At 43.2% G+C, this 13,709-nt stretch carries 6 protein-coding genes; 1 reads left to right on the forward strand and 5 read right to left on the reverse strand.

Annotation, left to right across the window (positions count from 1 at the left end; genetic code table 11):
- Positions 1 to 207: 207 nt before the first annotated feature.
- The 3 genes from AAGD16_RS11985 to guaB form a co-directional block, all read right to left on the reverse strand.
- Positions 208 to 5,295 (reverse strand): hypothetical protein, encoded by a 5,088-nt coding sequence (locus tag AAGD16_RS11985; protein ID WP_377111983.1) that lies wholly within the window; start codon positions 5,293 to 5,295, stop codon positions 208 to 210.
- Between the two features lie 2,001 nt (positions 5,296 to 7,296).
- Positions 7,297 to 8,874, reverse strand: a complete 1,578-nt coding sequence (gene guaA, locus AAGD16_RS11990) for a glutamine-hydrolyzing GMP synthase (protein ID WP_377111986.1) — start codon at positions 8,872 to 8,874, stop codon at positions 7,297 to 7,299.
- A 105-nt stretch (positions 8,875 to 8,979) separates the two neighbouring features.
- A complete protein-coding gene (guaB, locus tag AAGD16_RS11995) occupies positions 8,980 to 10,449 on the reverse strand; it encodes an IMP dehydrogenase (protein WP_008110278.1) in 1,470 nt (489 codons plus the stop codon).
- A 134-nt stretch (positions 10,450 to 10,583) separates the two neighbouring features.
- On the opposite strand from guaB, the gene xseA reads away from it, so the two are divergent.
- A complete protein-coding gene (gene xseA, locus AAGD16_RS12000; protein ID WP_377111991.1) occupies positions 10,584 to 11,918 on the forward strand; it encodes an exodeoxyribonuclease VII large subunit in 1,335 nt (444 codons plus the stop codon).
- A 15-nt stretch (positions 11,919 to 11,933) separates the two neighbouring features.
- On the opposite strand, the gene AAGD16_RS12005 is transcribed toward xseA, so the two are convergent.
- The gene (locus tag AAGD16_RS12005) at positions 11,934 to 12,578 is read right to left on the reverse strand and encodes a hypothetical protein (RefSeq protein WP_377111994.1); all 645 of its coding nucleotides are present in this window, start codon (positions 12,576 to 12,578) and stop codon (positions 11,934 to 11,936) included.
- A gap of 17 nt (positions 12,579 to 12,595) precedes the next feature.
- Positions 12,596 to 13,414, reverse strand: a complete 819-nt coding sequence (gene cysE / locus AAGD16_RS12010) for a serine O-acetyltransferase (RefSeq protein ID WP_010387694.1) — start codon at positions 13,412 to 13,414, stop codon at positions 12,596 to 12,598.
- Between the last annotated feature and the right edge of the window lie 295 nt (positions 13,415 to 13,709).

Below are 13,709 nucleotides of genomic sequence, written 5' to 3' on the forward strand. Positions count from 1 at the left end.
CAAAACATTGGTTACCAGCAAGAAGCCTCAAAGGGTTCATATATCCACTATTACAATCGATACCGTCCCATCGATATAATGGAGACGATAATTCTGTTTAGGCCGTGAATCGGCTTAACTTACTGTCGGGAATTAGTTGACCGCTACAAAGCTCGAGATAAAACCCCACACTCTCTGATGTGTGGGGAACTTTATGTAATAGGCTATTTACATAGCAGGTTGAATGCCGTTAGGACAAGCACCTGGTGAGCCTGTGCCAGGAATAGTGGCCGGAACTGTTGGCACTGGGTAATCGCTCTCTAGTAATTGTATGGAATTGTGGTTGACTGCCGGTACGGTTTCAATATTACACCCGCGAGCGCCACCTGATTCGAAGCCACCACCGACTTTACCTTTACAAATGAAGGAGCAACTAAAGTGCGCATCTTGTAAATCGTGCACGTTATACTGCTGACAGCCAACAGCGGGGTCAGTGCCAACGGAAATGAGTTTACCTAACCATGCAGAGTTTTTTGCCCGACTCTCCAACTCTTTATTCACTGTTTCAGCGGTGGCACATCGACGTGTCACATAACGTGATCCATCAATGAGGTTTTCGACATCATTGATGCAATATTGATATTTGTAAAACTCAGCGGAAGCCAATGATTCAGGATTACCAGCAGCATCAGAGCCACAAACAGCAGTCTTGTGCGAGCGCTCGCAGATAAATTTCGGTCCACGGCACACATCGCATGATACTGGTGATGTCGGTGTTGGGTTAACCGCATCTCCTCCACGGCTGTTTTTGATAGGCAAGGTGGCGCTGACCGTTTGACCTTTAGTATCAGTGACCGTCAGCGTAATATCCCCTCCGATATAGGTGCATTCACTCGCAGGTTTGCTAATGGTTGCCGTTGGGTTGTCGGTTGTTTCACCACTTAGCACCACGCCTTTGGCTGGCGGTGTCCAGCTATAGGTGTAGGGTGGTGTGCCACCGGTAATTACCGGTGCATGCAAACTTACTAACTTATCGATACCATTTAGCGAAGTCAGATCCGCGTTTATGCTTTTAAGTGCGGCTGTCAGTTTGCGACTGTCGACTAACGGTAAAGTTGCCGGAGCTGCTGGTTTGATCAGCACTGTATAACTTTGGTTGCCAGCCTGATAATGACCTGGCGTATCACCAGCTACTATGTCGAGTTTATAGGTACCAGCAGTGCCTGTTTGCGGGTTGATGCTAATGGTAGCTGCATTTAGAGGAGCGAAGGTATCGGCTGGCGCGGTACTCGGCGTAACGGTCCACGAAATAGTCGTTGGCGTTATCGGTGCAGAACCTACGCTGCTTATAAAATCTACAGTAACATCTAACTTTGGATCACCTTCAGTTAAGGTTATGTCTGTTGCACTTTTTGGCATTACAACAATAGTCGGTTCATAAACCACGACATTTATCATGTCTTGCTGCGAAGCACCACCTACTATTGGCATCCCGACCACAGTAAAAGTGAGCGTTGTATCGCTCGTCACATCAGGTGCCGTAAATGAGGCGTTATATTGATTGGCACCACTTAGCGCAACTATTGGTATTCCTGCCGTTTGCGTCCATTGATAACTGGCGAGACTGCTGCCCGTTGCATTTAGAATAACTGTTTGCCCTGCGCGCACGCGCAGATCAGCACCAGCACTAATACTAGGCGCAGCCAATACTTCCACCATCGCCGTTTGTGATACTTTATTACCTGTTCCTTGTGCGGCAAAAGTGAAGATATATTGGTTCTCGTTTCCATAGGCTGGAGCGATAAAGGTACTGGTTAAACTGCGAACATCGCCCTTGACGCTGCTATTGCTGAGCGTAATGGTACTGGCCGCCGTAGGAAGTTGGCTCCACGTTAAACTTTGCACCGTTGCAGGGCTGCTTGAGTCTGCATCGATCACCGTACCGACTAAACTAACGATTTGTCCTTCATTGACATAAAGAACAGGAGTAACATGTGCCGATATATCGGGCTGGCCTTGCACTGTAACTGTTACTTGGTCTTTTTTGACTCGACCATTACTAGTAACCGAGAGTTCAAATACCAGGTCTTCGCTAGTGCCCGCAGCTTTAGCTGGAGAGGTAAATGATGCATTCAAAGTATTTGCATTTTTTAAAGGGGTGACATCTGAGCCTGAAATCTGCGTCCAAGTATAAACTGGTTCATTGGCATGTTGCACACTGCCGTGCAACTGCACATCACTTAAACTTTCAGCAATAGAAAAATCATTACCAGCGCTGACCAGTAAAGGTAAAGCGGGTACGGTCACGACAACGCTATCTTTAGCCGTATTACCCAAACTGTCGATTACCGTCAGGTTGTAGTTAAGCTCTACTTCATGGGTCAGAGACGGCGCGATAAATGATGGGTTCGCATCACTGATACTGCTTAGTGCGGCATTCGTATCATCTGTCCAACTATAGGTGTAGGGCGGTTTCCCTCCTGCAACATTCGCATTTAAGTACCCCGTTTGCGAGGGTGATAAATCAAAGTCGGCGCCCAAGTCGACACTCATGTGGCGATCTTGAATGGTCACTGCAACCGTGGCGGTAGCTGTATTGACCGAATCCGTTGCCGTAACTTGCAGTTTGATAGTAGTATCAGCATCCACATTGGGAAGATCTAAGCTTGCATTCGCTGAGGATCCGTTGATAATGCTTGTTTTCGTCAGTGATGTTGTGCCGGCATCAGCAAGAGTCCATGCATAGCTTACCGCACCATCGGCATCTTTAGCCGATGCCAATAAATTGAGGGTATTACCTTCAGCCAATGTGCGTGTTGCTGCACCAGCTGTTACTTGCAAAACATTGTTCACATGGTAAGTGACACTATCGGTAGCAGAGCCGTTAGCCGTATCATTTACTATCACTTCAAGGGTCACAGTAGCAGGGCCATTCGGTGCGATAAAGCTTGGAGTAGCGGTGTTTGGATCTGTAAGGCTAATGCCTATACTAGTGGTTTCTACCCATAAATAACTGAGTGAACCAAAGGTGTTGCCAAGACTGACTCTCGGCTTCACTGTCTCATTTGCAGTTACGGTCGCATCATTAGAGGCGGTTACCATTAACGGCAACTTCGGTGGTGCGACTACTGGATCAACTGTCACAGTCATTTGTGCTTTTGCTAAGGCTGACCCATCGCTCACTTCGACTTCTATTACAATATCTTGATGGCCGCTCACACTAGGAGCGGTGAAACTTGGCGAATCCGTTTTATCATCTGCAATCGTAATGGTTGGGCCACTTAATTGCGCCCACTGATAGTTTAAGGGACCACTGGCGTTCATCACTGTCGTTTTTGGGTGCACCACATGACCACTGTATACGCTTTCATGCCCAGCCATACTGAGCGCAAGTGTGGGTTTGCTTGGCGCATTAACAGGTACTGCCTGAAACTGAGTATCAGTAGTTTTAGTAATCACTTTACCTTCAGGTGAGGTATAGGTAATGGTTGCCTGAAGCTTAATGTTGGTATTACTGCTTACTGATGGCGCATTAATGATGGGCTGAGCTGTATTGTCACCAGCAATTATCAAGTCATTAGGTTTTGGATTTGGCTCAATCACCGTCCATAGGTAAGAAAGAGATGCCCCGTTATCTAAAGGGGGGACATGGATATCGATGCTTGGTTTAAAAGTTTTGCCGGATTCTACCTGAACTGGAGCTGCTGTACTGACTCCAGGGCCTGTTGCCAAGTGACTACCTATTTGGTTTTGATGAGGTGCCAGCTTAAATACAGGTTTAGCGGTATAAAGTAGCGAATCGGAAACAGTATTGGTGCCATCTGTCACAGTAACATTGACTCTAATACCTGTTTCTGAATTGACATTAGGCACAACAAACACAGGGTGCTCTGTTGTCGCATCTGTAAAGGCAACATCGCTACTCTCCCACAACACTGATACACGATCAAGCGTACTGGTGATAGTTGCTGCAGGATACACAAAATCCCCTTCTTCAACTAAACAGTTGGTGGTGCAGCCCTTTGGTTTAATAATCTGTACCGACAAAGGCGCAGTTGCCTTCACTTGAATATCGTGTGTAATACTCACTTGATGGCCATCGGCATCAGTTACTTGTACTACCCATTGAAAATCGGTATCGGTTGTAACCTCTGGCGGCGTAACCTCGGTAGTTTTTCCATTAACACTACTTATCATAGCGTCTGGACCTTTTGTTTGCGTCCATTTATAGGTAAAAGGCCCCGTGCCACCATTAACCTCGGCAGTCAAACTAACAGAACCATGACCATTGTATACTTGATGCTTAGCACCTTGCTGAGGCTGTAAAGGTCCAGGCTTTATTTCTACTAGCTGTGTCTGTGATGTGCTTTTCCCGCTACTGACTTCCGTAGCTGTTACTTTAAATTCGAGTTTTCCCGGCTGCTTGGGCGCAATGAAAGATGTGGTTTGGCTGGCACTGTCTATTAAGTCTACTGTGGTACCGCTCACTTGCTGCCATTCATAGATGAAGCTTCCACCGCCACCAGACTTTTCGGCTTTTGCTGTTAAGTGGACTGTTTGCCCTGAAGTGCTTTGCTTAACTGTATGTGACGATTGAGAGTTTGCATCAACTTTGCCCGTTCCAGTATTAATCTGGTTAACAAAGCTGATGCCCCTTGGCTTAACCGTGAGAACCACAATCGTATCAAACAACAAGCCGCTGGCGTCTTCAGTTTGTGCTGAGAAAAATAACTCTGTGTCCTGAAAAACATTAGGTGCTGTAACCTCGACTCGATTATCTATTTGTTGCCAAGATACTGTTTGTTCACTTAATAGTTCCCAACTTATCTCCTTGTCACTATCAACCAACCCATTAACCGTATAAGCCGCATTTAAAATGACCTTGTGTTCAGAAGAAACTTCCGTTGGGCCTGTAACCTCTAATGACTCAACATCTCCAATAACGTCAACCGGTGAGGTAATGTCTATGGTGATATCCTTGCTTAGCGACATACCTGAGAAACTAGCTGTTACACGAATGCTAGCTTGCTCAATATTTGACGGTGCTACAAAGAACCCTTGGTTACTATTACTAACTAAGCCAAGTGGTAATACACTCTCTTCCATCCAAAGGTAACTCGCGCCATCAATATTTTGTCCATTTTGTTGTAACTGAACCTCAATCACTGCAGATTGACCCACTTCTACGGATAAAGGCGCTCGGACCAACTCAATTGTAAATTCTTTACTTGTATCTGATGACACTGAGGTTCGGTCACAGGCCACTAGAAAGAATAGCATTAAAAGTAAACCAAAACCTTGACTAGGCAATTTCATAAGTAACAGTATCCGTATCATAAAAAAGATAGAAAGTTTTAAGATTATTTAAGCCTAAAAAGCATAATCAAACTTAAAACTTCGATAACCTAAATTGATACTAGACTCAAAATTAAAACTCTGCAATTTGTCCCTTTTTCATGAATCAAAAGAACACGATCTTACTGTTAAATTCAGTCCTGTTCTCGCAGTTCAGCTTATTAGGGTTGCCACACTCTTAGATAAACTAGCCTTGGAGTCTTGTGATGTGCCTGCCACTGGTGGTTACAGAAACCAACTGACCGACCATTCCAGCGAGTAATTATCCACCACATCCACTCCAAAAGTGCCTACCATTACTAAGCTGGTATGACACAAATTCCATAGACCAACGTTGATTTAACACTATTGTCTTAGCGCCTTGCGTTTCTTCACACCCGCCCTCTTCAGTGTCGAGGCGATAGGCTTGCTTTTAGCTCTGAATCCAGCATTTTCCTTTGAGCAAATCCTGTAACATAAGCTACCCACACTGGGGATATTTAATCGCCAGCGACTGAGCCCAACAAACTTATAAGCCACACATTCAGTGTACCAACAGGCACACCGATTAATTGAAGAACGTTCCACCGCTACCACACCTGATATATCAGTGACGGTACATCCAGATGTCAAAAAAGAATCGTATGTAAACGACTGTGATCATCTTTATCTATGGTTTTATGCGTATTTTTATATTCGAAGTCTCTCGGAGCTGATCGGTAATGTTATAATCATAGCCTAGGCTCGATTTGGTTAAGTCAGTTGCGTTGACGATCAGGACGAGCGAGTCGAAATACCCGTTACCTTACTCGCTTTATGTATTAGAGTTTTTACCCTTAGCAGAAAGAACAGCTTAATAGGTTAAAGGGCTCGAAGCTCGCAAAGACTAAGAGCTATTAATAGACATTAGCCTAAAAAGCCAAAGGCGCATAAGCGTATTTTAATCTATCTGATATATAGTCGTTCAAACCTTATCTGATAATTCCTCGTTTTTAATTGCTGCCTATACAACTAAGTTCTTACTACTCGTCGACGTTTTAGTTCAGCTTTGGCTCAACGTCTGAGCCCACTTTTTCTTCAGCAATTAACGGTCGTGAAACTGAACTTACTCTGCTTAGTTACCATTTTGCTTTTGATCCGATTTCTTTATAGCTCATTGATATTAAAGTATTTTCAATCAGTAGAGTACATTATAAATAATCAAGAATGCTACAGCACAAAAGACAGTATTATATTACTATATCAATTTAAAACTTTTCTGTTAGCTACCACTTTTGCACTCTATCTAACGGTCAAATTTCCCAAGAGATATCAACTCCAGTTCAGCTTCTGATTTAATCTGTATTTATGTGACACTCAAATTATTATTAGTCAATACACCATTCAAAGGTACTTCCATATCTAACAGCTTTAAGCTTACCTATTTTATGAATATCCATCGCGCTTTGAATCATATTTTACGCTCAAAATAACAATTTTCATCACTTCCATGTTAACCATATCACTTACCCCATTCTAAGTTGTTATACAACGCTTCTTAAAAATCGCTCGGTGAGTTAGCAGAAGGTCGAGAAAATATAGGTGATTACCTTCTTCACGACGAGTAAAATTTGCAGGGCATTTTCTTGGTTGATGAACTGTAGAGCGGCTAGTTAGATCGGTACATCATCACTGACTACGTACGGCGACCAAAGGGCCAGCGTCTTATTTTGTCGATTTGATCGACCGAACCATCATAAACTCGCCCTACCATCTTCAACCTATTTTGGAATACCTCCATTTTGTCAGCAATGATTTTCATCTTCAGGCAGTGCCCAGTGTTACGCAGCCACAGCCCTAAAAATAGAAGCCAGCACTACAACGAAAACTAATATCTCCGCAAGGTTTTTTAGGAAAGTAAAAATTCATTAAAAAGGCCAGTCAGAAATACTGACTGGCCTTTTTTTATCTAACAGAAACTAGATTAGGTTTTTACAACCAAGTCTATTCCCACTCGATAGTGGCAGGTGGTTTTCCTGAAATATCGTAAACAACGCGTGAGATACCGTCGATTTCGTTAATGATACGGTTAGAAACCACACCTAAAAACTCATACGGTAAATGTGACCAACGTGCAGTCATAAAGTCGATGGTTTCAACACAACGAAGTGAAACAACCCAATCGTACTTACGCGCATCACCCATAACCCCTACCGACTTAACCGGTAAGAATACAGTAAACGCTTGGCTTACTTTATGGTAAAGCTCTGCTTTGTGAAGCTCTTCAATGAAGATAGCATCTGCGCGGCGAAGTAAATCACAGTACTCTTTTTTGATTTCGCCAAGTACACGCACACCTAAACCTGGCCCTGGGAATGGGTGACGGTAAAGCATATCGTACGGTAAACCTAGCTCTAAACCAATTTTACGTACTTCATCTTTAAATAACTCACGTAATGGCTCTACTAAGCCCATTTGCATGTCATCTGGTAAGCCGCCCACATTATGATGCGATTTAATCACGTGTGCTTTACCAGTCGCTGATGCCGCTGATTCGATTACGTCAGGGTAAATTGTACCTTGGCCTAGCCATTTCGCGTTTTTAAGCTTTTTAGCTTGCTCATCAAATACATTAATAAACGTGTGGCCAATAGCTTTACGCTTATCTTCTGGGTCTGATTTACCTGCCAAGTCATTTAAAAATTGATCTTCGGCATCTACTTTAACGATGTTTAAGCCAAACTTATTGCCAAACATATCCATAACTTGCTGGCCTTCGTTTAAACGAAGTAAACCGTTATCAACAAATACACAGGTTAGGCGCTCACCAATAGCACGGTGAATAAGCATAGCTACAACCGATGAATCTACACCGCCTGATAAGCCTAAAATAACTTCGTCGTCACCTACAGTTTCTTTGATACGCTCAATGGCGTCATCAATTATTTTTGCTGGCGTCCATAATTTTTCACAACCACAAATATCAATAGCAAAACGCTCTATTAAACGTTGACCTTGATGTGTGTGCGTTACTTCTGGGTGAAATTGTACACCGTAAAAGCGCTTTTCTTCGTTAGACATTGCCGCATGCGGGCAGGTAGATGTTTTAGCTGTGGTTTTAAACGTATCTGGAATTTCCATTACTTTATCACCGTGGCTCATCCACACATCTAGTACGCCATTGCCGCCATCAGTAATATGATCTTCAATGGCATCAAATAATGCACAGTTACCCACTTTTTCAACTTGTGCGTAACCAAATTCTTTTTTATCTGAGCTATGTACACGGCCGCCAAGCTGCGTTGCCATAGTTTGCATACCGTAACAAATACCAAGTACTGGAACGCCTGCATTAAATACATACTCAGGAGCACGCGGGCTATTTTCAAGCGTGGTTGATTCTGGGCCACCAGAAAGGATAATACCTTGTGGGTTAAACTCGCGAATTTGCTCTTCGGTTACATCCCAAGCCCAAAGCTCACAATAAACACCAATTTCGCGCACTCGACGGGCGATTAACTGCGTGTATTGTGAACCAAAATCTAAAATGAGGATTCGTGAATCGTGAATGTCTTTGCTCATGAAGTATCTCGTAAAGTCAGGTGCTAAACGCCACCAGCTTAAGCTGTGTGACTATATTAGGGCTAACGAAAGTTAACCCACTTTTTTCAAGTTGTTAAAGGCTGATTAGCCTAAACGGTAGTTCGGTGCTTCTTTAGTGATTTGCACATCATGAACATGCGACTCACCCATACCAGCAGAAGTTACACGTACAAACTGTGGTTTAGTGTTTAGCTCTTCGATTGTGGCACAACCGGTTAAGCCCATTGCACTGCGAAGACCACCCACTTGTTGGTGAATAATGGTCGCAATTGGCCCTTTATAAGCTACACGACCTTCAATGCCTTCTGGTACTAACTTGTCAGCTTGGTTTGATTTTTGGAAGTAGCGATCTGATGACCCTTCTTTTTGATCCATCGCACCTAGGCTACCCATACCACGGTAAGACTTGTAGTAACGACCTTGATAAAGTTCAACTTCACCTGGTGCCTCTTCAGTACCCGCGAGCATAGAGCCAACCATTACACACGATGCACCGGCAACCAATGCTTTTACAATATCACCAGAAAAACGAATACCGCCATCGGCAATCACTGGAATATCGCGACCTTTAAGGCCTTCAACCGCATCAGAAATAGCTGTTATTTGTGGTACACCACAACCGGTAACAATACGTGTAGTACAAATAGAACCTGGACCGATACCTACTTTAACAGCATCAACACCGGCATCTGCAAGCGCAATGGCCCCTTCTGCTGTTGCTACATTACCTGCAACAATCTGTAAATCTGGGTAAGCTTGACGAGTCGCTGCAACACGGTCAATAACACCTTGAGAGTGACCATGAGAAGTATCGATTAGAAGTACATCAACACCGGCTTCAACTAATGCAGCAATACGCTCATCAGTGCCCGCGCCAACACCTACCGCAGCACCTACACGTAAACGACCTTGCTCGTCTTTACACGCATCTGGTTTGTCTTGTGCTTTTTGGTAATCTTTTACGGTGATCATGCCTTTAAGTTTAAACGCATCATCAACCACAAGAATCTTCTCAATGCGGTGTTCGTGCATTAAGCTTAAGATATCTTCGCGAGCCGTTCCCTCTTTAACCGTTACTAGGTTTTCTTTTTTCGTCATCACTGTTGAAACCGGCTGTTCAAGCTTAGTTTCAAAGCGCATATCACGACTAGTTACAATACCTACAAGGTTATTTTCGCTATCGGTGACCGGAAAACCTGAGAATCCCTTTTCCTGAGACAATTCAACAGCATCTGCAATAGTCAGATCGGCCGTTACTGTAACAGGGTATGAAACAATACCTGCTTCATAGGTTTTAACTTTACGAACATTTTTCGCTTGTTCTGCAATGGTCATGTTTTTATGAATAAAACCAAGACCACCTTCCTGCGCGAGGGCAATAGCTAAACGAGCTTCTGTAACAGTATCCATAGATGCTGAAATGAGCGGCAAGTTAAGTTTGATACCACGCGTTAAGCGAGTTGAAATATTTGCCGTATGTGGCAAAACAGTAGAATGACCAGGTACTAAAAGTACGTCATCAAAGGTAAGAGCTTCTTTAGCGATTCTAAGCATTTTGGCAACTTCTCACATGTGGATCTAAGATAAGGAATTGCGGCCAAATTTTAACAGCGTTGTGGGCACTAGTAAATAATATTTTGTATTTATTTATGATAAGCTAGATTTATAAATGTTTTTTGGTAGTTTTTATGTTTTCTAAGCCCTCGCAAACGGTTTATACCGTATCTCGCCTTAATCGTGAAATACGTGCCCTACTTGAACAAGGTTTTGCGTCTTTAGTACTCACTGGTGAAATTTCTAACTTTATTGCGCCTGCTTCTGGGCATTGGTATTTTTCATTAAAAGACGATAAAGCGCAAATTAAAGCCGCCATGTGGCGAGGCAATAATCGCAACCAAAGTTACCGACCAATTAACGGCGCACAAGTAACCGTTAAAGCACGTGTATCTTTGTACGAACCCCGTGGTGACTACCAGCTTATTGTTGAACATATGGAACCTGCCGGCGAAGGGCAACTTAAGCAAGAGTTTGACGCGCTAAAAATGCGTTTGGCTGCAGAGGGCTTATTTAGCTCCGCTTATAAAAAGCCCCTGCCCCAAAACATAAATCGCATAGGGGTGATCACCTCACCTACAGGCGCCGCAATCAAAGATATTTTAACTGTTTTAAAGCGTCGTGCGCCGCAATTAGAAGTGGTTATTTACCCTGCGATGGTGCAAGGCAAAGAAGCGCATGGCCATTTAATCAAGCAAATAGAGCTGGCAAATTTACGTAATGAAGTCGACGTTATCATACTCGGGCGCGGCGGTGGTTCATTAGAAGATTTATGGTGCTTTAACCATGAACAACTTGCTCGTGCTATTTATCAAAGCTCGCTGCCAATTGTGAGCGCTGTTGGCCATGAAATAGATACCACAATTAGCGATTATGTCGCTGATGTACGCGCAGCAACTCCTTCTGCAGCCGCAGAGCTCGTAAGCCCCAATACACAAGAGCTGCATAATAGGGTTAATCAGTTAATTAGTCGTTTAGCGAATGCATTTAAACACGACATTGCCGATAAACGTGCACTGGCAACTCAGCTACAGCATCGCTTAAATTTGTGCCACCCGCGCAATCAGCTAAACCAAAAATCACAACGCTTAGATGAGTTGAGTATTGCACTGCAACAGGCAATGCGTCAGCGTTTATATCAACAAGAACGCGTGTTAGCTAATTTAACACCCAGACTAATGCGCCAATCACCAGATAAAAAGCTAGCAAATGCAAACCATCAGCTAGCCCAGCTTCATGCAAGGCTAAATCAAGCGATGCAGCAGCAACTACAACACGCAAATAATACGCTTGCCTTACAAGCAAGTCGGCTTGATTCGGTCAGCCCCCTTAATGTATTAGCACGTGGTTATAGCATTACTAAAACAGCGCAAAATAAAGTGATTAAATCAGTGGAAGATGTAAAAGTGGGTGATGTGTTGATCACTGAGTTAGTAGATGGCCAGGTTATTTCAAAGGTAGAAGCTTAGCTATATTGCTAAGCGCTAGCCTTGCGTACTTACGGTAAACTCAATACGGGCATCGTTAGATTGAGATGCACTGAGTTTAAATTGCTGCCACCAAGGTTCAAGATGAAGCTTATCGTTAAGCTCGCGCCATAATTTAGCCCCATAATTAACGGCATTCTGGTTTATGGTAAGCTCAAACTTGCAAATTGTTTGCTTACACTTAAGCGCTGTAAGCTCAGCGCTATCTGCAAAATCATTAATAATTAAAAAGTCAGTTAACGCGACTTCAAGCTCGTAACTCCATTCGAGATTATCAGCCTCTTGCTCAAACTGTATTGCGAGCTCATCATCAAGCTCTACACTTTCTAATTGATTTAACTTTAGCTGTTGTTGAGACTGCTTAAGCTGGATTGATTTTTTTTCAAGCCGCTGATTAAGCTCAACCACATGTTGTGCTAGCTGAGTTTGTTGATCAGCCGCTTGGGCTTTATTAACCTGCACTAAGCCTTGCAAAGTAGTTGGCTGATTATTGACTTGAGTGTTAGCCGAAGAGATTACAGCTTGTTTGGGCGCTGAGGAAACACGAGTGGAATCTTTAAAAAACAAAAAGTAACCACTTGCTAACGCCACGCCTGAAGAAAAACAGAGCAGCATAGCCACAAGGTTACTTTTATATATCATTTCTAGGTACTCAAAAATTAAAGCATTGCACTGGTGTGCGATTCGTTTTCTGGCTCGGGATATTCTAAAAAGTTTTGGTTCATACTTTCTGCCGGGCACTCACAATCAGGGCGACCAATAATTTTTGCAGGTACGCCAACAGCAGTTGTGTGAGGTGGTACAGGGCTTAATACCACTGAACCTGCGCCAATACGTGCGCCCTCGCCTACTTCAATATTACCCAACACTTTAGCGCCCGCCCCAATAAGTACGCCCGCTCTAATTTTAGGATGGCGATCGCCTTGCTCGTTACCCGTACCACCTAATGTAACCGATTGTAATATAGATACATTATCTTCAATTACGGCGGTTTCACCTATAACAATACCGGTGGCATGGTCAAACATGATGCCTTGGCCTACTTTACAAGCAGGGTGAATATCAACCCCAAACACCTCTGAGGTACGACTTTGAATAAAGCGCGCAAGCTCTTTACGGTTTTGTTGCCATAAGCAGTTAGCTAAGCGGTGTGCTTGTATGGCGTGAAACCCTTTTAAATTTAAAATCACAGTAAGGTAGGTTTCGGCGGCAGGGTCACGATCTTTTACTGCTTTAATATCATGAGCAACATGTGTCAGCATGCGGTCACACTTTACAAAAGCTTGGTCAAACAGCTCACGGATTGTAAAAGCAGAAACCACAGCATCAGCTAGCTTGTTAGCAACAATAAAACTCAATGCCGACCCTAAGCACTCATGATTTAAAATACACGAATACACATGGCTCGCTAAAAGGGGTTCACGAGTTACTACTTCATTTGCTTCACTACGAAGCTGTTGCCAAATTTCATGACGCATAATACTGCCTTAAGTTATTACAAAGAGCCTATGACCAATTCTAACGGATTTAGCCGCCTAGGTGTTAATCCCTTCGTTATTTGTTCTGGTTATTATATATAACCAGTTAAGTTTCAGGTTTATATTACTTTTTTCAAGTCATGTCATATGACAGTTAGGCAGGTTTAACCATTTGTGCAAAAATAAAATAAGTTAATAAAAATCAACAAATAACAACATATGACAGCACGTGTGTCATGTGCCAAAATAGCCATTGGCGTACTGCTGACGGCGTAAAAAATAATAATAAACGCTA

This window comes from Pseudoalteromonas sp. M58, from assembly GCF_042604605.1.
Taxonomy (GTDB): Bacteria; Pseudomonadota; Gammaproteobacteria; order Enterobacterales; family Alteromonadaceae; genus Pseudoalteromonas; species Pseudoalteromonas tetraodonis.